Source organism: Streptomyces sp. NPDC057307 (assembly GCF_042667665.1).
Classification (GTDB): domain Bacteria; phylum Actinomycetota; class Actinomycetes; order Streptomycetales; family Streptomycetaceae; genus Streptomyces.
Window position 1 is genome coordinate 66,636 of sequence record NZ_JBHUZM010000006.1, and the last position, 20,596, is coordinate 87,231.

The following is a 20,596-nucleotide window of genomic DNA, read 5'->3' on the forward strand; positions in this document are numbered from 1 at the left end:
CGTACGGGGTCAGACCGCCGGCGGGCTGACCCCGATCATCTCCGCGATCCGCTCCGGCGACACCGCCCGTGAGTAGAGCCAGCCCTGCCCCGTGTCGCACCCGATCCGGCGCAGCCGCGCGGCCTGCCCCGCCGTCTCCACGCACTCCGCCGTGACGGTGAGGCCCAGCCGGTGCGCGAGATGGACCAGCGTCTCCACGATCGTCTCGTCCGCCGGATTGGGGTGCACGCCCTCGTCGTAGCGGAAGCCTCGTACGAAGGAGCCGTCCAGCTTCAGTACGGAGACGGGCAGCCTGCTGAGATACGCGAGGTTCGAGTAGCCGGTCCCGAAGTCGTCGATGGCGATCCGTACACCCATGTCGCTCAGCGCCTGGAGCGCCTGGAGCGGCCGGCCCGCCGAGCCCATCACCGCCGACTCGGTCAGCTCCAGCTGCAGCAGATGCGGCGCGAGACCCGTCTCGGCGAGGATCGCGGCCACGTCGGCCACCAGGTCGGAGTCCCAGACCTGCCGTACGGCGACGTTGACGCTCACGAACAGCGGCCGGTCCGCCGGGTGGTCCCGCTGCCACTGGCGGGCCTGCAGACAGGCCGTACGAAGCACCCACCGCCCGAGCTGCACGATCGAGCCGTCCTCCTCGGCGATCCCGATGAAGCGGTTGGGCGCGAGGATGCCGAACTGCGGGTGGTTCCAGCGGACCAGCGCCTCCACGCCGTGGACGACCCCGTCGGCCATTCCCACCAGCGGCTGGTACTGGAGCACGAACTCCTCGCGCTCGACCGCCGGGCGCAGTGTGGACGACAGCGCCTGGCGGGTCATCCGGTGCGCGTTGCGCTCCGGGTCGAAGAGGGTCCAGCGCGCCTTGCCGTCCGCCTTCGCCCAGTAGAGCGTCGTGTCGGCGACCTGCATCAGACCGGTGGGTGTGGTGCCGTCGGCGGCCCGTTCGACGACGCCGATGGACGCCGAGACCGAGAGCCGCTGCCCGGCCAGGTCGAAGGGCAGCTGGAGGGCGGCGAGTACGGCGCGGGCGAGATCGGCGAGCTGTTCCGTACCGGCCGAGTCCTCGACCAGGATCGCGAACTCGTCGCCGCCGAGGCGCGCGACGAGGTGATGGCCGCCGCGGCTGTGCGGGTCGTTGTCGGCGCACTCGGTCAGCCTCGCCCCGACGGCCGCGAGCAGCCGGTCGCCGACGCGGTGCCCGAGGGTGTCGTTGACGGCCTTGAAGCCGTCCAGATCCAGATAGCAGAGACCGATCCGCCCTGTTCTGCCATGGTCGTACGACGATTCGAGCGTGGTCGACAGCCGCTCGAAGAACAGCGTGCGGTTGGGCAGTTGGGTCACCGGGTCGTGCATCTGGAGATGGCGGAGCCTGGCCTGGAGTTCACGGCGCTCGCTGATGTCCGTGAGGGAGAGCAGGACGCTGCCCCCGTCGGGCAGGGGCGCGACGGTGACCTCGGCCCACAGCGCGCGGCCGTCGGGGTGCTTGAGGCGCCGGGTGCAGCGGAAGCGGGAGCGCCGGCCGCGCAGGACCTCGTGGTACGCGTGCCAGGTCCGGTCGTCGGAGGCGAGGTCGACCAGGTCGGCGGCGGCGCGGTCGCGCAGCGAGGCGCGCTCGGTGCCGATCAGCTCGGCGAGGGCGTCGTTGGCGGTGACGACGGTGCCGCGGCGGTCGACGACGGCCATGGGGAGCGCGGCGGCGTTGAAGGCGGCGCGGTAGTCGCTCCGGTCGCGGTGGCTCGCGTCGGGGTGGCTCGTGTCGGGGTGGTCGGGGCGGTCGCCCGTGTGACGTGGAGCGCGTCGGTCGGGGGTCTCGCGGGAGCCGTCCGCCGTTCGCGGTTCGCCGAGTACGAGGCCCGTACCGTCCGGCCTGCCCAGAGCATCACGTTCCGTGACCGACGGCGTGCTGGAATCGGGTGCCGCGACTGCCGCATGCCGCGGCCCTTCGGAGGTTCCGCTCACGGCTCGCTCCCGCGGTGCAGTGGTGTCGTACAGGGGTGTGATTCGGGATGATCGGCGCAGGAAAGCAGGAAAGTGTGCCGATCATAGAGGCTGGCCGGTCGGCCGTTCCAGCTCTCCGGCGGTGAACCCGGACGCGCGCTGTCGGCGCCGGTCGCTGGGCGATCGTTTCTGCGCGGCTGCGGCGCGGGATGTCTCCGGATGTCTTCGGTCTGATCGATTGTGACTTTCCGTGATCCGTCGGGGGTGTCGTTCCACTCACCCAACTGGGCCAGCGGAACAGGGCGTACAGGAGCAAACCGGCACAAGGTGGGTGAGCTGTCCCGCATTCCGCAGCCGGAGGTCCACGTGGAGCGTCGCCCGACACCCGGGGGAGTGGAACGGCCGCGCCTGCGCAGTACGGCCGCGGCCTTCACCTCCCTCGTCGCGGTCGCCGCCACCTCACTGGTGGCCGGCCCCGCGGTGGCCGCCAACTCCGCGGGGCCGTGCGCCCTGCCGCGTACCGCCGCGCACCACTCGCTCGGCCTCGACACCTGGAACGCCTCCTATCCGCGCCCGGCCAGGACCCTCGACGCGGTCATGGTCTTCCTGTCTTTCCCGGACGCCGTGCCGCGAACCGAGCCCGCCGATCTGGTGGCCGACCACTTCCCGACGACCAGCAGATTCTTCGAGCGGGCGTCGTACGGGAAGTTCGCCCTGCGCCCGCACCCCCGGCTCCAGTGGATCGCCATGCCCCGCGCCTCCACGGACTACGCCATAAAGCGCGACTGGGACCCGGCGATGCGCACGGCGTACCTGCGGGACGCGCTGGCGGTCGCCGATCCGGTGATCGACTTCTCGCGGTACGACGTCGTCTATCTGGTCGCCGACCCGGACGCGCCCGGCGTGGACTCCGACGCGACGAAGGTGGTCAACTTCGATCACCCCCTGAGCGCGGACGGCACGGAGATCAAGCGCGTCGTCACCGTCTTCGAACGGCACCCGCCGGACCGCAACGTACTGGCCCACGAGACCGGGCACGTCTTCGACCTGCCGGACCTCTACCACCGGCCGACCGACGGCAAGGGCGACTGGGACACCCATGTCGGCGACTGGGATGTGATGGGCAGTCAATTCGGCCTGGCGCCGGACCTGTTCGGCTGGCACAAGTGGAAGCTGGGCTGGCTGGAGCGGCGACAGGTCAGCTGTGTGAAGCCGACGGGCACCAGCATGCTCACCCTGGAACCGCTGGACGCCGCGCCCCCGGCCGGCGCGAGCGCCGGGACCCGGCTCGCGGTGGTCAGGACGGGCGAGCACTCGGCCCTGGCGATCGAGGCGCGCGGCTCGACCGGGAACGACGCGACCACCTGCACCGAGGGCGTGCTGATCTACCGGGTGCGGGGCGAGGCGGAGTCGGGCGGCGGCCCCATCGAGGTGGTGGACGCGCACCCGGACAGCGAAGCCTGCTGGGACCAGTCGGTCTACCCGCCGCTGGCGGACGCGCCGCTGGAGATCGGGGAGACGTTCACGGTGCCGGGGGAGGGCACGAAGGTGGAGGTGGCCGACCGTACGCGGACGGGGGCGTGGACGGTCAAGGTCACGACGGGGGTGTGACGGCGGCGGCGGCGGTCGTGGGGGTGCGGTGCGGTGTGCGGTGTGCGGTGCGGTGGCGGTGGCGGTGTGTGGACACGAAAAAGCCCCTCGCTCTCACGAGGGGCTTTTCCTGTCTGTGCGCCGCCAGGGACTCGAACCCCGGACCCGCTGATTAAGAGTCAGCTGCTCTAACCAACTGAGCTAGCGGCGCTTGCTGACGTCGTAGACCTTAGCACCAGGATCGGTGCGAAGAAAAATCGATATGACAGGCCCCTGGGCGGACCCCGAACGACGCCGCCGCGCAGCTCAGGGACGCGAACCCGGCGCGCTCGGCACCGCGCCGGTCCGTGGTCGGGTGACCGCCGTCCGTACCGTGGGGCGGCTCGCCCGTACGCACGCCCACAGCAGCACCTCGGGGCCCGGCAGCCACGGATGACGGGTGTCGGGGGCCACCACCCAGCGGGGCGCCGGAGTGCCGCCGGGGACCAGCGACGGCACGGTCACCGCGTCGCCGGAGCCGTGGCAGAGCAGCGGCGGAACGGCCGGCGCGGCACCCTCCGGGGCCGAGCGCCCCCACTCCTCCCAGGACAGCAGCGACGGCAGCCGCTGGGCGGTGCCGGGCGCCGCGAACAGCATCATCCGCCCCCGGTGCGTGGCGACCGGCCCCGAGCCGGGGCCCTCGGACCACAGCCGGTCGAGCATGCGCCTGCCGAAGATCGCGGGCACGTTCACGACGTCGAAGACACCGCCGCAGGGCAGCACACCGGGGGCGGTCGGCCTGGCCTCCCAGAGGGAGAGCGTGGAGCGGGGGTACGGCCCGGCCGAGGCGAGCCACCCGGCGCCGGCGGCGGTCACCTGCGCGGTGTGATGGTGCCCCTCCTCGCGGAGGTAGTTGAAGATGTCGGTCCGGCGCTCGTCGTCGCAAGCACCCGGACTCAGGGGGGATTCATCTCGCAGCCATGCACTCATGGCGACTACGTCTACCTGGAGTAACCGTCCCGTTCCGGGGAGTTGTCGGAAACCGGGACAGGGTGGTGCGGGAGGGCGTAACCTACGCCCCGGCATATGCCAGGCGGGTGGCCGGAAATACGCCCTCGTCACTCCCCGGGCGTGCGCCCGTTCCGCAGCAGGTCACGGCCGAACTCCACCATCTTCTTGGCGTAGTCCTCGGTCCACTGCGCCCGTTCGGCGATGTCCGCGGCCGTGAGCCGGTCGAACCGCCGCGGATCGGCGAGCTGCGCGGCGGCGACGGCCTGGAACTCCACGGCCCGGTCGGTCGCCGCCCGGAAGGCGAGCGTCAGCTCGGTGGCCCGGTCCAGCAGCGCGCCCGGGTCGTCGATCGACTCCAGGTCGAAGAAGTGCTCCGGATCGGAGGCCGCCTCCGACGGCTCGAACAGCAGCGGGGCGGGCCGCAGCCGCCGCTGACTCGACTCGGATTCCGCCATGTGGTCCTCCTACTGCTCCTGATGCGGGTGGCTGCGCTGTCGTCCGTACGGCTTCGGCCACCGTCCATTGTCCCGCCCCGCGCAAGGGGGCCTCAGGACTGCCACGCCACCCGGTGCTCCGCCAGGTGGGAAAGCACCGCGTGGTTCGCCTCCCAGCCATCAGGGAACTTGATCGTCACTCCCAGCTGCACCGGCTCCGTCGACGGGTGTTCGTCCAGCAGTTCCGGGACGCCCGCGCGGCAGACCACGATGCAGGCGTGGCGGTGGCGGGACGTGAGCACGCACAGGCGGCCCGTCTCCAGGTGGAACGCCGTCGCGTCCGGGCGGCCCGACAGCGGGTGCAGGACGACCGTGACGTCGAACTCACGGCCCTGGAGGCGGTTCGCCGTGTCCACGGCCACCCCCGTCACCCCCAGCTCCGTCAGCGCCGCGCGGATCGCCGCCGCCTGGTCGCGGTGCGCCGTGCCGACGGCCACGCGGTCGGCCGTCAGCGGCGCCGCGTCCGGGCCGCGCTCGCCGACCGTCGCGCCGCCCCGGTCCAGCAGCCGGCGGACGACCAGGGCCACCGCCCGTACCGCCTCGGGGTCCGTACGCGGCGTACGCCGCGCGGGCAGCTCCAGCAGTCCCCAGCCGGACGCCGCCGCCTCGTCCACGACCCGGTCCGGGCCCGAGCCGTCGGACGGCACGGCGAAGGTGAGCCGCCGGTCCGCCGGGCCCGTACCGCTGCGGAACGGCGTGTACGGGTAGAACGCGTCCGACACCAGCGGCGCCGCCGACGACGGCAGCCGCCACGACACCGGCAGCCGGTGCTGCGGCAGTTCGGGATTGTGCGCCAGCAGCGTGGCGACCGCGCTCGCCGACGGGTCGTAACTCAGCCCCGCCCACTGGTCGGCGCCGACCACGCTGAACGGGTCCAACTGGCCCGGGTCGCCCACGAACAGCGCCCGCTCGAACAGCCCGGCGACGGCGAGCAGCGCGTCCGAACGCATCTGGTACGCCTCGTCCACGATCGCGTGCCGCCACGGCTCGACGCCCTGCACGTGCGCCCACTTGGCGGCCGTCGACACGACCACGTCGAGGCCCGCGAGATCGGCCGCCTTCGCCGACTTCCGTACGGAGGGCAGCTCGTTGAGCGACGGGTCGTAAGGGTCCGGGTCGTTGCTGTGCAGTCGGCCCACCGGCAGATCGGGGGCCTTCTCGGCGAGCCGGGTCACCAGGTCGTCCACCTGGGCGTTGGTCTGCGCGACCACCATCAACGGCCGCCCCGCGGTGGCCAGTTCGAGCGCGGCCCGCACCACGAGCGTCGACTTCCCGGCGCCGGGCGGCGAGTCGACGACCACGCCCCGGTACGCCCCGTACAACGTGTCGTACAGGATCGCGTCGGTCGCCCGCGCGGCCTCCGCGCCGGGGTCGAAACCGGCGCGGTCGGATGCGGTCGTGGCGGTCACAGGAAGTCCTCCTCGGTCACCGGGTCGGGAAGCGGCAGGGGGAGGGCGAGCGGCGGCGCGGGCGCGTCACCGGCCGGCGTACGCGACTCAGGCGGCTGTACGGCTCCGAGGACGGGACCGGGCCCGTCGGCGCCACCGGCCCCGGTGGCGGGAGCGACCCCCGCCCCCTCCACGCCCGGCGGCCCCCCGTGCGTCCACGGCGTCTCCTCCGTCGACGGCAGCTTCGGGCCACCCCGCTGGTCGTGTTCGAACAGGGTCCAGGCGATCCGGTCGCCCTTCTCCGGGAGCGACCCCTCGACCGGTTCCCTGCCACGGCCCATCCGGTCCGTCAGCCGCACCACCAGCGTGCCGTCCGGCTCCCGGCCCACGAACTCCGCCGACTGCGGCTTGCCGTCCAGCGAGCGGTAGACCTTCGTGCGCTCGCCGAGCTGGGGGTGGTCCTCGCTGTACAGCGTGATCAAGGGGCGCGGACTGGGGCGCTTGCTCTCGCTGTAGGCCATCACCACGTCCGTCACCTCCCCGACGAACGCCTCGCCCGACAGACGGCGCCCCGCCAGCACCAGCGGGTCGTCCAGCGCCTCCTGCGCCTCCAACTGCGCCTGCGCCGTCTCCCGCGAGGCCAGCTTCTGCGCCGCCGTCACCGCGTCGTCGTGCCGGGGCTGCGGCGGTTCGCCGGACCGCACCCGGTCGCGGTGGCCCGTGAACGACCAGCGGTCACGCGTCCACCGGTCGGCGACCCGCGCCCCCTCCGGCAACTCCCGCAGCAGGTCCAGCCCCTGCCACACCGCGTCCCACGTCGGCCGCAACTGGCTCTCCAGCAGCGCCCGGATCTCCCGCTCGGCCCGGGTCAGCCGGCCCAACTGCTCGTCTGCGCCCAGCCCGTCCTCGGCGGCGCCCAGCGACTGACGCGCCCGGTCGTACTCGTCGATCGCCGGCGCCAGCAGCCTGTTGTCGAAGGCCGGGTCCGTCGCCGGACCGGCGGGCGGGCACAGCAACTGGCCGCGGCGGTCCCGGTCCGTCTCCGCGCGGAGCGCCGCGTCCCGGCCCGAGCCGCCGTCCGGCGGGTCGACCCAGGCCAGCAGCGCCCCCAGATGCTGGTCCTCCAGATTGGACTGCCCCGTCGCCCAGTGCCTGTTCAGCAGATCGGTTGCCGCCAGCAGCAACGACGAACCCGGCACCCGCGCCCGCTCGCCGTAGTGCGTCAGCCAGCGGCCCAGCAGCGGCACCCGCGCGGGCGCCGGATACGGCGTGTCCGGGTCCTGCTCCGCCGTACGCCGGAACCGCATCGAACGCCCCAGCAGCCGTACGAAGTCGACCCCCGGCCGGTTCGGCACGATCAACTGCGGCGCGTCCACGCACAGATCGACCTCGACCTTGACGCGCTTGCCCGTCTCCGGGTCGGTCTCGTTCCGCTCGGCGGGCTCCACGTCGTCCGCGTAGGCGTCCAGATGCGGCAGCAGCGCCTCCGCCAGATCGGCGAGGAACGCGAAGCGCAGATCACGGTCGCGCGGCTGCGCCACGGTCAGCAGCCGGGGCGACTCGCGGTCCGTACCGACGAGCGCGCCCAGCGGGGCACCGGCCTCACCGGCCGTGGTGAGCGGCACGAACACCAGCGGGCGATCCGACAGCCGCCGATGGCACACGGTGGCCAGCGGCTGCGCGCGCCCGCTCTCCACCGCCTCCAGCCGGGCCAGGGTGTTGATCAGCGACATCCGGCGACCGCGCCTTCCGGGACGGACGCCAGCGCCTCGGCGCGCAGCGCGGCGGCCCGGCGCAGCGCCACGACCGTCGGATCGTCGTCGTCGGTCCGGGCGCCGGGGTCCGTCCCCGGCGCCGTCTCGCCGCGCGCGGCCGCCAGCACGGCGCCGACCGTCGTCAGGCCGCCCAACTCGCCCCGTACACCCCGTCCCAGCGCCTCCACGGCCCCCGCCGAGCGCGCCCGGCCCCGGCAGTGGAACGCCAGCTCGCACGCGGCCAGGCACTCCGGCGCGTACGCCGCCGTCACCGAGTCGACCGCCGCCGTCAGCTCCGCCGGCGAGCATCGCTCCAGGTCGAAGCTGATGCCCTCGGGCAGGGTCGCCGCGAGGTCCTCGATCCTGGTGAGCCGGGTCAGCTGCCGGCGGGTCACCGACAGCTGTTTCCGTACGTCCACGACCGACGCGGTCGGCAGGTTGGAGAAGTCCCTGGGGCAGACCAGCAGCACCGAGTGGTCCACCCGGGCGCCGGTCACCCGCACGGCGACCCGCTCCAGGGCCAGCACGTACACGGCGGCCTGCCGCGCGGCGGCGCCCACCTTCGACGGGTCGGCCGAACTGTCGATCATCGGGAAGGACTTGATCTCCACGACCGTCCACCGGCCGTCCGGATGCACCACCACGGCGTCCGGCTCCAGATAGGCGGGCGAGCCCGCCACCTCCAGCGCCAGCAGCGGATGCACGAGCAGCGTCCACGCGCCGGACGCGCCGGGCTTCGCCTCCGCGCCGGTCGCCTCGCGCAGCGCCAGCGCCGTCCGCGCGGCGCGCCCCTCGGGACCGGCCGCCGACAGGTCGGGCACGAGCACCTCACCGGGCACCGGCGGCGGCGATCCCGCGCCCATGCGCTCGTGCAGCAGCCGCATCAGCTCCGTACCGCCGTCGGCCTTGACGCGCGCCTCGAACGCGTTGCCCCGCATGAACGCGAACTGCGACTGTCCGAAAGGCGCGGGAGAGCCGAGCGCCGCCGCCAGCGCAGTCTTGTCGACCCCGGCCCCGTCCAGCAGGGCACGGCGCCCGCAGCCGGGATTGGCCGCCAGGGCGGCCAGCGCGCGGGCGTCCAGCGGATGCGGCGCGACGTCCGGTCCGCGCAGCTCAGCGAGCCGCTGCCGGAGCGTCGTCGGTCGCGGCTCCGGAACCGCCGGGGGTGCCGGTGCTGCTGTTGGTGCGGGTGCGCTGCCCGGGGAATCGCTCACCCGCGGAAGTCTCGCATCCGTCACTGACAATCGGAGGTTTGACCGGGGAGTTGGCCGAAGTCGCCGAATGCTTCGCGACCGCGACGGACGCCCGCCCGGGGCCCGGCAGCAGCGCGAGTCGCGCCACGAACGCGTAGCGGTCGGCCGCGCGTGCCCAGCCCCGGTCGGCGGCCCGCAGCGCGGGACCCGTCAGCAGCGCGCCCGCGCCCATCACGGCGCCGCCGGCGACCGCGTCCAGGAAGTAGTGGTTCGCGGTGCCCATCACGACGATCACCGTGAGCACCGGATAGACGAGACCCAGGACCCGCACCAGCGGTGTCTTGCCGTGCCGCCACAGGAGCACCCCGCACCACAGGGCCCAGCCGACGTGCAGGCTCGGCATCGCGGCGTACTGGTTGGTCATCCCGCCGAGCCCGCGCGGTGCGCTCGCCTCGGCGCCCCACCAGCCGTACGAGCTGTACTGCGCCATCGTGTCGACGAAGCCGTAACTGGCGTCGAGCAGGCGCGGCGGGCACGTCGGCAGCAGGGTGAAGCCGATCAGACCGAGCAGCGTGGACAGCATCAGCCAGGTACGGGCCGCCCGGTAGTGCGCGGGGCGGCGGCGGAAGATCCAGATCAGCACGGCCGGGGTGACGAGATAGTGCAGCGAGGCATACGCGAAGTCGGCGGGTATGCCGATGGCCGGCGTGCTGGTGAAGAGCCGGTTGAGCGGATGCTCGGCGTTCAGGAAGAACGCCTTTTCTATTCGCAGGATCGCCAGACCGTGGTCGACGGCGGTCGAGACATCACCGCGCGCCAGCAACCGACCCGCCGAGTACGCCGCGTACACCACTGCCAGGAGCAGCAGTTCGGCCCACCAACGGGGCCGGTGGGCGGTGCGCGCACGGGCGGTCTGCGGCATCCGGAACGCTCTCCCTCATCTGTTTACGCGGCCTTCCGCCGACGTTCAACCGTACGGTGTAGGCCGCCGCGCGCAAGCGAGGGGTCCCCCCTACGAACCCTCGTGCGTCAACGTAACCCCCGGGGACCGGAGGTCGGCTGCCCATGGGGACGCCGAGATCGTCCCGGAGGTTGCCCGCCGTTCAGGTGCGGGATGATGGGACGGCACCTGTTTGTGTACCTCAGGGAGAGCTTCCATGGCACCGCGCATCCTCCTCGCCCGGCACGGTCAGACGGCGTGGTCGCTGTCCGGCAGGCACACCGGCAGGACGGATGTCCCTCTGCTCGACGAGGGCAGGCGCGGCGCGAAACTGCTCGGGGAGCGGCTGCACCGCGAGCCGTGGTCGGGGCTGCCCGACACGGAGATCCGCACCAGCCCGCTGCTGCGCGCGAGCGACACCTGCGAACTCGCCGGGTTCGGCGGCCGGGCGCGGCCGTGGGACGCGCTGATGGAGTTCGACTACGGCGCGTACGAGGGCATGACCCCGGCCGAGATCCAGGCGGTGCGGCCGGGCTGGTTCATCTGGCGCGACGGCGTCCCCGACGGGGAGACCCTGGCCGAGGTCGCGGCGCGCGCCGACGAGGTCGTGGCGTGGGCCCGCTCGGCCGACCGCGACGTGCTGGTCTTCGCGCACGGCCACATCCTGCGCGCGATCGGCGCGCGGTGGCTGGGGGAGGACGTGTCGTTCGCGTCCCGGATCCGGCTGGCGCCGACGTCGCTGTCGGTCCTGGACTGGGCGTACGGGGCGCCGGCGATCGACATCTGGAACGACACGGGGCACCTCGCGGGCTGAGGGCCTGTTGTCCGGCTGTCCTCGATCGCCGGACGGGCTTCACCGCCCCCGGCTCGACGTCGACGCGTGGCGGTCCAGGAACCCGCCCACCTCCGCCGTACGCCGTCGCGGCAGCAGCACCCGCACCATGCCCGCGAGCATGCCCTGGATACGGGACGACTGGACCTCGTCCATCAGGTCGAGCACCTGGTGCCCGGTCGCCGCGGCCTCGTCCAGGAGGCCCGCGCGCGCCAGGTCGGTGGCCAACTCCGCCCGGTAGAGCGCGAGATTGCGGGTGAAGTGCGGGTCCTGGAGGACCGTGGCCCGGTACGCGTGCCGGGCCGCCGTCGACCAGTCGCCCAGCGCCGCCCGGCACTGCGCCTCCAGGGCCTCCAGCTCGGGCTCGCCGAAGAAGGACATCCACTCGGGGTCGGTGTCCGACGTACCGCGCTCGAAGAGCGCGTGCGCCTGCCCGAGCGACTGCTCGCAGCCCGTACGGTCCCCGAGCCCGGCCCAGCCGCCCGCCTCGCGCAGCGCGAGGAGCGACAGCAGCCGCGGCGAGGCGAGGTCCCGTGCCGCGTGCCGGCCCGCCTGCGCCGCGCGTACCGCCTCACGGTGTCTGCCCGCGTCCCGCGCCAGGAACGCCGTGTTGCAGAACGCGTGCGCCTCAAGTCCCGGGTCACCGGCGACCCGTGCGGTCGCCAGCGCCTCCGCGTAGTGCGAACGCGCGTCGTCGAACCGGCCCGAGTCGTGCGCCAGCCAGCCCACCGAGATCGCCAGTTCGCCCGCGCTCGCGTGCAGCCGGTCGGCCGTCGCGCCGTGGGAGACGGTGCCCGCGTCGAGGAGCGCGTACGCGGTGCGCAGCGGCTGCGCCGCCCGCCGGTACAGACCGTCCGCGCCGTGCCGGTCGTCCAGCAGCCGGATCCGGCGTACCGCCTCCTCCAAGGCGCTCACCTCGGCCTCGCCCGCCCGTCGGGGGCCGGGCACGGCGGCGGTCGCGGGCGGGGCGCCGAGGCCGGCGCCGAGGCTGAGAGAGACCGACGCCATCGACGCCGTGCCGTTGGTCATGAATGCGCGACGCCGCACGTCGCTCTCCTCGCTGATGTCACCGGTGTCGCTGTACATCGGGGTCGGGTTCGAGAGGGAGGCCGGCGCCGGGCGGGCGTCGGCCGTGGCCCCGGACGCCCGGCCGCGTACGCTCTCGCGGGCCGAGAAGCCCAGGTCGGCCAGGGTGAGGCCGGGGAACATATGGAGGAAGACGCGTTCGTACGCGTAGTTGGGACAGCGAATTTCGCCGGCCTCCACCCGACCGATATAACGTGCGTCGCAGGCGACTTGTTCACCGATCTCCCGCGCGGACCTGCGTACGGCCGCCGCGAATTCGCCCGGTGAGCGGGGGCCGCGCAGCCGGCGGAAGGGGAGATTGGGAACCGCCCGGGTCGACACCATGGCCGAGACCTCTCTTGGAACACCCTTGGTCCTGCGTACCGGTTCAGCCGGTGACCGGTTCCGGCACTCCGGCGTTCCGGCGTCCAAGAACGTACCTGTTGTAACGAGTTGCTTACACAGGGTTTGGCTACAAACCGGATATCTCACCCACGATCTGCCATGAACTGCCATCCTTTGCGGCGGACTCCTGCCGTAGCTGTTGACGCCGCGACGCGTTGAACCATGTGGAGACGCGCCACGTGTTTCCTCGGCGAGGAGGGGTTCCCTTGTTGGAGTTGGAGGTCGGTATGAAGACCAGTGACAGCTCATGGACGACTGCTCAGCACAAGCCCACGGCCGAGGCGGGCGATCCGCCGCCCGGTGACGCTTCTCACGGGCACCACGGCGTGCCGTGCGACCTGGTGACCGTGCCGGCCCGCCAAGGGCTGGAGGCCGTCGACATCCTGCGCCGAGGCGCGGGCGAGGCCCCGGCGGTGGGGCCCGTGCTCCTCGACGTCAACTGCGACAACCTCGGGTTTCTGGTGCCGCCCGGCACGGCGGCGGGCTGGGACATGCCCGGCAGCGCGTGTACGGAGACGGCCGGCCGGGGGCTGCGTGTCCCGGCCGAGCCGCCCGTCACCGGCGGCGCCTGGCTGCTGCCGCCCGACGCCGGGGTCGGGGAGGTCACGGACCCGGCGGTGCTGCGGGAGGCCCTCGGCGAGGCGGCCCGGCTGATCGAGGCGGCGGACGGCCACCGCTGACGCGTCCCGGTGCCGGCCTGCCGGTGAGCGAGCGTCGGTGAGCGCGTGCCGGTGTGAACGCGTGCCGCTGCGCGCCGCCGGGCGATAATGGACCGGTGGCGAAGAATCCGGCGGCGAAGAACAGGCGACGTGGACGAGGTGTCCCCGGGCCCGAGACCGTCACCGAGCCGGTCGACGGCGGCCTCGCCGAGCTGGTGCCCGACCGTGAGCGCTCCCGCGCCTGGACGCTGCTGATCGACGGCGCCCCGCAGTCGCACGTCGACCTCGCCGAGCCGACCCATCTCTCCTTCGCCTACCAGCGCAGACTCGGTCATGTCGCGGACCTCGTCGCTCCCGCCAACCAGCCGCTGCACGTGGTGCACCTCGGCGGTGGCGCCTTCACCCTCGCCCGTTACGTCGCGGCGACCCGCCCCCGGTCCACTCAGCAGATCGTGGAGCTGGACGCGCCGCTGGTCCAACTCGTGCGCAGGGAACTGCCGCTGGACCCGGCCGCCCGGATCCGGGTCCGCTCCACCGACGCGCGGGCCGGACTCGCCAAGGTGCCCGACGACTGGGCGGACCTGGTGATCACGGACGTCTTCGACGGAGCCCGTACCCCGGCGCATCTCACCAGCGCCGAATTCCTCGCCGACGTACGGCGGGTGCTGCGCCCCGGCGGCGCCTACGCGGCCAACCTCGCCGACGGGCCGCCGCTCGCGCATCTGCGGTCCCAGATCGCCACGGCCGCCACCGTCTTCCCCGAACTGGCGCTCGCCGCCGACCCCGCCGTACTGCGTGGCCGGCGCTTCGGCAACGCCGTACTCCTCGCGTCCGACCGGGAGTTGCCCGTCGCCGAGCTGACGCGCCGGGTCGCGGGCGATCCGCATCCGGGACGGGTGGAACACGGGCGGTCGCTCACGGACTTCACCGGCGGCGCGGCGCCCGTCACCGACGCGAACGCCAAGCCGTCACCCGTACCGCCCGCCGGTTCCTTCGACTGAACACCCGCGTCGACGCCCGTGCTCCGTCGGCGACCTATCGCTCGTCGACCTGTACCCGCGGCGCCGAGTCGTGCCACGTGCAGAAGACCGAGACCTCCCGGTCACCCTGCGTGAACGTCACCCGGATCCAGAGGTCCTGCTTCCACACCTGCATCTGCCACCCCGCCTCCGGCGTCGCCGAGACCAACTCGGCCGAGTCGGTGCCGAGATCGAAGACGACCCGCCCGCCGTCGACCGGATAGCTCCGCACCTCACCGTTGGCGGCGGAGTCCGCGCCCGTGTCCGTCGGCGGCGCCTTCTTCGACGGCTTCGCGGGCGGTGTCGCCGAGGGCTTGTCGTCGGAGGTCCTGGACGGCTCCGGGGACGCGGTGGCCGACGGCGAGGGCGGCGGGCTCGGCGGGCGGTGCGTCGAGGAGGACCGCGGCCGGGCGCGCTGCGTCGTCGCGCTGTCCCCGGTGATCGGCAGCGCCCGCGGCCTGTCGTACACCGTGCCCACCACGACCGTGTGCACGCCCCACCAGGACAGCGTGACCGCCGCCCCGGTCGCGAGCGTCCACGCCATGGCATGTACGAGTCCTCTGCGCATCGGGGCCATACTGCACCACCCGCCCCGCGCCTGTCCCCGGATGGCGTACGGTGCCGCCCATGCCAAGTGTGCTCGTGGTCGAGGACGACCAGTTCGTACGCTCCGCCCTCATCAGGCACTTGACCGACGCGTCGCACACCGTACGCAGCGTCGGTACCGCCCTGGAGGCGCTGCGCGAGGTGGCCCATTTCCGCTTCGACGTGGTCATCCTCGACCTCGGACTGCCCGATCTCGACGGGTCCGAGGCGCTGAAGATGCTGCGCGGGATCACCGACGTACCGGTGATCATCGCCACCGCGCGGGACGACGAGGCTGAGATCGTACGGCTGTTGAACGACGGCGCCGACGACTACCTCACCAAACCGTTCTCGGTGGAGCACCTGTCGGCCCGGATGGCCGCCGTGCTGCGCCGCTCGCGCGCCACCGCCGACGACCCGCCCTCGCGCGTCATCCGCGTCGGCGGACTCGCCATCGACCCGCTGCGCCGCCAGGTCGAACTCGACGGGAAGCGCCTGGACCTGACACGCCGTGAGTTCGACCTGCTGGCCTTCCTCGCCGGACGGCCCGGTGTCGTCGTCGGGCGCAAGGAACTGCTGGCCGAGGTGTGGCAGCAGTCGTACGGCGACGACCAGACCATCGACGTCCATCTGTCCTGGCTGCGCCGGAAGTTGGGCGAGACGGCGGCCCGGCCCCGCTATCTGCACACCCTGCGCGGCGTCGGCGTGAAGCTGGAGCCCCCGGCCCCCCGGACGCCGTCGTCCGGCCCCGGCGCGTACGAACCACTGTCATGAGATGGGCGCTGGTCAGGGTCTCGCTGGCGGTGACCGCGATGGTCGTGCTCGCCTTCGCCGTCCCGCTCGGGCTCGTCATCAAGGAGATGGCCAAGGACCGCGCCTTCTCCAACGCCGAGCGGCAGGCCGCGACCCTCGGCCCCGTCCTCTCCATCGCCCAGGGCCGCGAACAGCTGGAGTGGGCCGTCGAGTCCAGCCCCATCGGTGACACGGGACAGCTGGCCGTCCATGTGCCGGCCTCCGGCGAGCCGGGCAGCGTGCCCATGGAGATCGGCACCCGCCGGGCCGCCCAGAAGGACCTGCGCGCCACCGAGGAGCTGGGCAGGGCCTCCATAGCCGACGTCAGCGGCGGGTCCTCGCTGCTCCAGCCGATCGCGATCTCCACCGGGAAGATCGCCATCATCGAGGTGTTCGTCCCCGAGGACGAGGTCTCCAACGGCGTCGCCACCGCCTGGCTGGTCCTCGCGGGTGTGGGCATCGCGCTGATCGTGGGCTCGGTCGCCGTGGCCGACCGCCTCGGCGTACGGATGGTCCAGCCCGCCCAGCAACTGGCCGGCGCCGCCCATGACCTCGGCGAGGGCCGGCTCGGCGCCCGCGTCCCGGAGAAGGGCCCCACGGAGCTGCGGTCCGCCGCGATCGCCTTCAACTCGATGGCCGACCAGGTGGTCCAACTCCTCGCCAACGAACGGGAACTTGCCGCCGACCTCTCGCACCGCCTGCGCACCCCGCTCACCGTGCTGCGCCTCAACGCCGCGTCACTGGGCGAGGGCCCGGCCGCCGAGCAGACGCGCGCGGCCGTCGCGCAGTTGGAGCGCGAGGTCGACACCATCATCCGTACGGCCCGCAAGGCCAAGCCGCAGACCCGCGCGACGATGCCCGGCGTGGGGTGCGACGTCTCCGAAGTCATCCGGGAGCGGATGGACTTCTGGTCGGCGCTGGCCGAGGACGAGGGCCGGACGGTACGGCTGGCCGGGGTCGGCCGCCCCGTGCGTATCCCCGTCGCCCGGCCCGAACTGGCCGCCGCGCTCGACGCGTTGCTCGGCAACGTCTTCCGGCACACCCCGGAGGGCACCGCCTTCGCCGTCGACGTCCACCACGCCGACGACGCCGTGATCGTCCTGATCTCGGACGCGGGCCCCGGGATCGCGGACCCCGAGGCGGCCCTCGTCCGCGGCAACAGCGGCGCCGGCGAGGGCTCGACGGGGCTCGGGCTCGACATCGTGCGCAGGGTCGCGGAGTCGACCGGCGGAGACGTACGCATCGGGCGCTCCATGCTCGGCGGCACGGAGATACGGATCTGGATCGGACTCGGCGGCCGTGGCGCCACGCGGTCCACCGGGGAGCGCCGCGGGCACCGGCTGCGGCGTCGGCGGGCCGATCATTAATCCGCTCCCAATGGTTCCTTAAGGGGACCTCAAGAAGGGCAACGCCCGTCCGCTATCGGTGACTTGTCCGGATCGGGGCGGCTAGCGTGCTGAACGCGAGACCGCACCACCCGCGCGGCTGCCGCCCCCACCGGTCGCCACCCCACCGCGTCCCGGCCGGCCACCCGACCCCCCACCCGGCCGGGACGCGCCCCTGACACGTCCTACGCGGCCGCGTCCGGCAGGACGCCCGTCTCCGTCAGACGCGCGTACCAGCGGGCGCTGGACTTCGGCGTACGCGACTGCGTCTCGTAGTCGACGTGCACCGCGCCGAAGCGCTTCCCGTAGCCCCGCTCCCACTCGAAGTTGTCCAGCAGCGACCAGAGGAAGTAGCCGCGTACGTCCGCCCCGTCGGCCATCGCGCGGTGCGCCGCCGACAGATGCCCGTGCAGGAAGCGGATCCGGTCCGGGTCGTGCACGGCGCCCTCCGCGTCCGGCTTGTCGTCGTACGCCGCGCCGTTCTCGGTGATCACCAGCGGCACGTCGGGCGCCTCGCGGGTGTAGCGCATCAGCACGTCGTACAGCCCGGTCGGATCGACCGACCAGCCCATCTCCGTCACCTCGCCCGGCGGCTGATGGAACGTCACGGACTCGGCGCCCGGCCAGGGGGACTTCTCGCCCGCGCCGTGCGCGTGCCCGTGGCTGTCACGGCGGGAGGCGTCCGCGCCGGTGCCCGCCGCGGCCGACACCAGGTGCGGCGTGTAGTAGTTGATGCCCAGCCAGTCCAGCGGCTGGTGGATCGTCGCCGTGTCCGCGGGCTTCACGAAGGACCAGTCGGTGATCCGCGCGGTGTCCTTGAACAGATCCTCGGGGTACGCGCCCGACAGCATCGGCCCGGTGAAGATCCGGTTCGCCAGCGCGTCGATACGGCGCTGGGCGTCCAGGTCGTCCGGCGACTGCGAACGGGCCCGGACCGCCGCGGCGTTGTGGCAGACGGTCACCTGCGCGCGCCTGGGCAGCACCGTCCGCAGCGCCTGCGTGGCCAGCCCGTGACCGAGGTTGAGATGGTGCGCGGCCCGCAGCGCCAGCACCGGATCCGTACGGCCGGGCGCGTGCACACCGGAGGCGTACCCCAGAAAGGCGCTGCACCAGGGCTCGTTGAGGGTCACCCACCGGTCGACCCGGTCGCCGAGCGCGTCACCCAGGATCCGCGCGTACTCCGCGAATCTGAACGCCGTCTCGCGCACCGGCCAGCCGCCCGCCGTCTCCAGATCGTGCGGCAGGTCCCAGTGGTAGAGGGTGAGGACGGGCCGGATACCGCGCTCCAGCAGGTCGTCGACGAGCTTGCGGTAGAAGTCGAGACCGCGCTGCACGGCCGGGCCGCGCCCGATGGGCTGGACGCGCGACCAGGAGACCGAGAACCGGTACGCGTTCACCCCGAGGTCCGCCATGAGGCGCACGTCCTCGGCCCGGCGGTGGATGTGGTCGGCGGCGGTGTCACCGGTGTCGCCGTTCTCGACCTTGCCGGGCGTATGACTGAAGGTGTCCCAGATCGACGGGGTACGGCCGATCTCCCGCGCGCCGCCCTCGATCTGGTAGGCGGCGGTGGCGGTGCCCCATATGAAGTCGGACGGAAAACTGAGGGACATGGGTGCGCTCCGGGTCGGGGAGTGGGCGGGTCGGCCGCGGGTCGGCGAACCGGGGAAAACACGCGGTCAGCCCTTCACCGCACCTGTCATGATGCCACCGACGATGTGCCTGCCGAAGATCACGAAGGCCAGCAGGAGCGGAAGCGTACCGAGCAGGGCGCCGGCCATGATCACCGACTGGTCGGGAATGTAGCCGCGGCCGAGGCCCGTGAGCGCGACCTGCACGGTGGGGTTGCCGTTCTGGGTGAGCGCGATGATCGGCCAGAAGAAGTCGTTCCAGGCCAGTACGAAGGTCAGCATGCCCAGCACGGCCATCGCCGGCCGCGCCGCCGGGAAGACGACGTGCCACACGACCCGCCAACTGCTCGCGCCGTCCACCCGCGCCGCCTCGACCAGCTCGGTCGGCAGCGCCCGCACCAGATACTGCCGCATGAAGAACACCCCGAACGCGCTGACCAGCGTGGGCAGCACGACGGACTGCAGCCGGTCGGTCCAGGACAACTCGGCGATCAGCATGTACAGCGGTACGACACCGAGTTGCGGCGGCACCATCATCGTGCCGATCACCAGCAGCAGAAGCAGATTCTTGAACCGGAAGCGGAGCTTGGCGAAGGCGAAGCCCGCGAGCGTCGAGAACAGCACCGTCGCGGCGGCCACGGTGCCCGCCACCAGGAGCGTGTTGAACAGCGCCGTACCCATGTTGGCGTCGGTCCAGGCGATACGGAGATTGCGGACGAGATTCCCGCCGAACCAGAAGGGCGGGGGAGTCTGTGCCAGCCGCGTGGTGTTGCGGGACGCGGCGATCGCCGTCCAGACGAGGGGGAACAGCGAACCGGCGGCGAACAGGATCAGTACGGCGTAGGTGAGCCGCCCCGCGTGCCGGTGCCGCCCGGCGGCGCGCCGCGTTCTCGAAGTCGGTTCTCCTGTGGCGGTCATGAACTCCTCCGCAGCCGGCGGGCGACGAGCCAGTTCACCGCGCCGATGATCAGCAGGATCAGGAACATCGCCCAGGCGATCGCCGAAGCCCGGCCGAGATGCAGATTCACCCAGCCCTGCTCGTACAGATAGAGCCCCAGCGTCTGGAACTGATGGTCGGAGCCGCCCGTCGCGCCCGCGCCGCCGTTGAACAGCAGCGGCTCACCGAACAGCTGGGTCGCGCCGATCGTCGAGACGACACAGGTGAAGAGGATCGTGGGACGCAGGGACGGGATCGTCACATGCCGGAACTGCTGCCACCGCGAGGCCCCGTCGAGCGCCGCCGACTCGTACAGCTCGTCGGGGATCGACTGCATCGCCGCCAGATAGATCAGCGCGTTGTAGCCCGTCCACCGCCACACGACGATGGTGGAGACCGCCAGTTGGGACGTCCATGTGCCGTTCTGCCAGTCGACCGCGTCGAGACCGGCCAGCCCCAGACCCCAGTTGATCATTCCGTGGTCACGGCCGAAGAGCAGCACGAAGACCAGCGTGGCCGCGGCGACACTCGTGGCGTACGGCGTCAGGACGGCCACCCGGAAGAACATCGAGCCGCGCAGCCGGTGGTTGAGGAGATGCGCGATGCCCAGCGCGATCAGCAACTGCGGGACGGTCGAGAGCAGTCCGATGGTCACGGTGTTCCGGAGGGCGTTCCAGAAGAACTCGTCGCCGAGCAGCCGCGAGAAGTTGCGCAGGCCCACCCACTCCATGTCGTCGGGCGCGGTGAGTTCGACCCGGTGCAGCGAGGCCCAGCCGGTGTAGAGGAGCGGGAAGAGGCCGAAGACGGCGAAGAAGAGGAAGAAGGGCGCGACGAAGGCGTACGGGCTCCACCGCGTGTCCCTGCGGTGCCACCGGGCGCGCCGCTCCCGTCTCCGCTCCTCCCGCCGCCGGTCCGGGCGGCCGGCCGGCTCCGGAAGCGGCGCCGTGCCCTCCTCCCACCCGGAGGGCACCACCGTGGTCGCGTCACCCGCCACGCCCGTCATGT

Annotated in this window: 17 protein-coding genes, 1 tRNA gene and 1 pseudogene; 6 read left to right on the plus strand and 13 right to left on the minus strand. The window is 72.6% G+C overall.

All coding sequences use genetic code 11. The features are described 5' to 3' along the window. Nucleotides 1-9: 9 nt before the first annotated feature. Nucleotides 10-1,956, minus strand: coding sequence for a putative bifunctional diguanylate cyclase/phosphodiesterase (locus ACFUN8_RS04140; RefSeq protein ID WP_383631103.1), 1,947 nt, complete (start codon nt 1,954-1,956; stop codon nt 10-12). 315 nt (nt 1,957-2,271) lie between these two features. Between ACFUN8_RS04140 and ACFUN8_RS04145 the strand changes: the two genes are divergently transcribed. Continuing rightward, nucleotides 2,272-3,546 (plus strand): M6 family metalloprotease domain-containing protein, encoded by a 1,275-nt coding sequence (locus tag ACFUN8_RS04145; RefSeq protein WP_383631241.1) that lies wholly within the window; start codon nt 2,272-2,274, stop codon nt 3,544-3,546. A 116-nt stretch (nt 3,547-3,662) separates the two neighbouring features. Here the strand turns inward: ACFUN8_RS04145 and ACFUN8_RS04150 are convergent. The 7 genes and pseudogenes from ACFUN8_RS04150 to ACFUN8_RS04180 all read right to left on the minus strand — a co-directional run bounded on the left by ACFUN8_RS04150 (nt 3,663) and on the right by ACFUN8_RS04180 (nt 10,266). Beyond that, nucleotides 3,663-3,736, minus strand: a tRNA-Lys gene (locus tag ACFUN8_RS04150). Continuing rightward, a pseudogene (locus ACFUN8_RS04155) lies at nt 3,727-4,494 on the minus strand (hypothetical protein). Before ACFUN8_RS04155 ends, ACFUN8_RS04150 begins: the two are co-directional and overlap by 10 nt. A gap of 128 nt (nt 4,495-4,622) precedes the next feature. Beyond that, nucleotides 4,623-4,970: a hypothetical protein gene (locus ACFUN8_RS04160; RefSeq protein WP_382563417.1), complete on the minus strand. Its 348-nt coding sequence runs from the start codon at nt 4,968-4,970 to the stop codon at nt 4,623-4,625. A 92-nt stretch (nt 4,971-5,062) separates the two neighbouring features. Then, nucleotides 5,063-6,418: an AAA domain-containing protein gene (locus ACFUN8_RS04165; protein WP_383631106.1), complete on the minus strand. Its 1,356-nt coding sequence runs from the start codon at nt 6,416-6,418 to the stop codon at nt 5,063-5,065. Beyond that, nucleotides 6,415-8,130, minus strand: coding sequence for a hypothetical protein (locus ACFUN8_RS04170; protein WP_383631109.1), 1,716 nt, complete (start codon nt 8,128-8,130; stop codon nt 6,415-6,417). Before ACFUN8_RS04170 ends, ACFUN8_RS04165 begins: the two co-directional genes overlap by 4 nt. Next, nucleotides 8,121-9,365 (minus strand): hypothetical protein, encoded by a 1,245-nt coding sequence (locus ACFUN8_RS04175; RefSeq protein ID WP_383631112.1) that lies wholly within the window; start codon nt 9,363-9,365, stop codon nt 8,121-8,123. Before ACFUN8_RS04175 ends, ACFUN8_RS04170 begins: the two co-directional genes overlap by 10 nt. Further along, the gene (locus tag ACFUN8_RS04180) at nt 9,265-10,266 is read right to left on the minus strand and encodes a phosphatase PAP2 family protein (protein ID WP_383631115.1); all 1,002 of its coding nucleotides are present in this window, start codon (nt 10,264-10,266) and stop codon (nt 9,265-9,267) included. The genes ACFUN8_RS04175 and ACFUN8_RS04180 overlap by 101 nt, the downstream gene beginning before the upstream one ends. 235 nt (nt 10,267-10,501) lie before the next feature. Here ACFUN8_RS04180 and ACFUN8_RS04185 point away from each other — a divergent pair, with 235 nt between their 5' ends. Beyond that, nucleotides 10,502-11,098: a histidine phosphatase family protein gene (locus tag ACFUN8_RS04185; RefSeq protein ID WP_383631118.1), complete on the plus strand. Its 597-nt coding sequence runs from the start codon at nt 10,502-10,504 to the stop codon at nt 11,096-11,098. A 39-nt stretch (nt 11,099-11,137) separates the two neighbouring features. Here the strand turns inward: ACFUN8_RS04185 and ACFUN8_RS04190 are convergent, their stop codons facing one another. After that, nucleotides 11,138-12,526 (minus strand): tetratricopeptide repeat protein, encoded by a 1,389-nt coding sequence (locus ACFUN8_RS04190; RefSeq protein WP_383631121.1) that lies wholly within the window; start codon nt 12,524-12,526, stop codon nt 11,138-11,140. Between the two features lie 287 nt (nt 12,527-12,813). On the opposite strand from ACFUN8_RS04190, the gene ACFUN8_RS04195 reads away from it, so the two are divergent. Both ACFUN8_RS04195 and ACFUN8_RS04200 read left to right on the plus strand, forming a co-directional pair. Beyond that, nucleotides 12,814-13,266, plus strand: coding sequence for a hypothetical protein (locus tag ACFUN8_RS04195; RefSeq protein ID WP_383631124.1), 453 nt, complete (start codon nt 12,814-12,816; stop codon nt 13,264-13,266). 95 nt (nt 13,267-13,361) lie between these two features. Then, entirely contained in the window at nt 13,362-14,246 is an 885-nt protein-coding gene (locus ACFUN8_RS04200; RefSeq protein WP_383631127.1) for a spermidine synthase, read from the plus strand. A gap of 34 nt (nt 14,247-14,280) precedes the next feature. Here the strand turns inward: ACFUN8_RS04200 and ACFUN8_RS04205 are convergent, their stop codons facing one another. Continuing rightward, the gene (locus ACFUN8_RS04205) at nt 14,281-14,841 is read right to left on the minus strand and encodes a hypothetical protein (RefSeq protein ID WP_383631130.1); all 561 of its coding nucleotides are present in this window, start codon (nt 14,839-14,841) and stop codon (nt 14,281-14,283) included. 50 nt (nt 14,842-14,891) lie between these two features. On the opposite strand from ACFUN8_RS04205, the gene ACFUN8_RS04210 reads away from it, so the two are divergent. Beyond that, entirely contained in the window at nt 14,892-15,623 is a 732-nt protein-coding gene (locus tag ACFUN8_RS04210; RefSeq protein WP_383631133.1) for a response regulator transcription factor, read from the plus strand. Next, complete coding sequence (locus ACFUN8_RS04215; RefSeq protein ID WP_383631136.1) at nt 15,620-17,008, plus strand: sensor histidine kinase; 1,389 nt, start codon at nt 15,620-15,622, stop codon at nt 17,006-17,008. The genes ACFUN8_RS04210 and ACFUN8_RS04215 overlap by 4 nt, the downstream gene beginning before the upstream one ends. A 203-nt stretch (nt 17,009-17,211) precedes the next feature. Here the strand turns inward: ACFUN8_RS04215 and ACFUN8_RS04220 are convergent, their stop codons facing one another. From ACFUN8_RS04220 to ACFUN8_RS04230, 3 genes are all read right to left on the minus strand, one after another. Continuing rightward, the gene (locus ACFUN8_RS04220) at nt 17,212-18,636 is read right to left on the minus strand and encodes a glycoside hydrolase family 1 protein (protein ID WP_383631139.1); all 1,425 of its coding nucleotides are present in this window, start codon (nt 18,634-18,636) and stop codon (nt 17,212-17,214) included. 66 nt (nt 18,637-18,702) lie between these two features. Next, nucleotides 18,703-19,572 (minus strand): carbohydrate ABC transporter permease, encoded by an 870-nt coding sequence (locus tag ACFUN8_RS04225; protein WP_383631142.1) that lies wholly within the window; start codon nt 19,570-19,572, stop codon nt 18,703-18,705. After that, entirely contained in the window at nt 19,569-20,594 is a 1,026-nt protein-coding gene (locus tag ACFUN8_RS04230) for a carbohydrate ABC transporter permease (RefSeq protein WP_383631244.1), read from the minus strand. Before ACFUN8_RS04230 ends, ACFUN8_RS04225 begins: the two co-directional genes overlap by 4 nt. Between the last annotated feature and the right edge of the window lie 2 nt (nt 20,595-20,596).

What these genes read in the sequence shown, in the direction of transcription:
- ACFUN8_RS04160 (WP_382563417.1), bottom strand. Translation starts at nt 4,970, where the DNA reads ATGGCGGAATCCGAGTCGAGTCAGCGGCGGCTGCGGCCCGCCCCGCTG.
- ACFUN8_RS04170 (WP_383631109.1), bottom strand. Translation starts at nt 8,130, where the DNA reads ATGTCGCTGATCAACACCCTGGCCCGGCTGGAGGCGGTGGAGAGCGGG.
- ACFUN8_RS04195 (WP_383631124.1), top strand. Translation starts at nt 12,814, where the DNA reads ATGAAGACCAGTGACAGCTCATGGACGACTGCTCAGCACAAGCCCACG.
- ACFUN8_RS04225 (WP_383631142.1), bottom strand. Translation starts at nt 19,572, where the DNA reads ATGACCGCCACAGGAGAACCGACTTCGAGAACGCGGCGCGCCGCCGGG.
- ACFUN8_RS04220 (WP_383631139.1), bottom strand. Translation starts at nt 18,636, where the DNA reads ATGTCCCTCAGTTTTCCGTCCGACTTCATATGGGGCACCGCCACCGCC.
- ACFUN8_RS04180 (WP_383631115.1), bottom strand. Translation starts at nt 10,266, where the DNA reads ATGCCGCAGACCGCCCGTGCGCGCACCGCCCACCGGCCCCGTTGGTGG.
- ACFUN8_RS04185 (WP_383631118.1), top strand. Translation starts at nt 10,502, where the DNA reads ATGGCACCGCGCATCCTCCTCGCCCGGCACGGTCAGACGGCGTGGTCG.
- ACFUN8_RS04190 (WP_383631121.1), bottom strand. Translation starts at nt 12,526, where the DNA reads ATGGTGTCGACCCGGGCGGTTCCCAATCTCCCCTTCCGCCGGCTGCGC.
- ACFUN8_RS04215 (WP_383631136.1), top strand. Translation starts at nt 15,620, where the DNA reads ATGAGATGGGCGCTGGTCAGGGTCTCGCTGGCGGTGACCGCGATGGTC.
- ACFUN8_RS04205 (WP_383631130.1), bottom strand. Translation starts at nt 14,841, where the DNA reads ATGGCCCCGATGCGCAGAGGACTCGTACATGCCATGGCGTGGACGCTC.
- ACFUN8_RS04230 (WP_383631244.1), bottom strand. Translation starts at nt 20,594, where the DNA reads ATGACGGGCGTGGCGGGTGACGCGACCACGGTGGTGCCCTCCGGGTGG.
- ACFUN8_RS04210 (WP_383631133.1), top strand. Translation starts at nt 14,892, where the DNA reads ATGCCAAGTGTGCTCGTGGTCGAGGACGACCAGTTCGTACGCTCCGCC.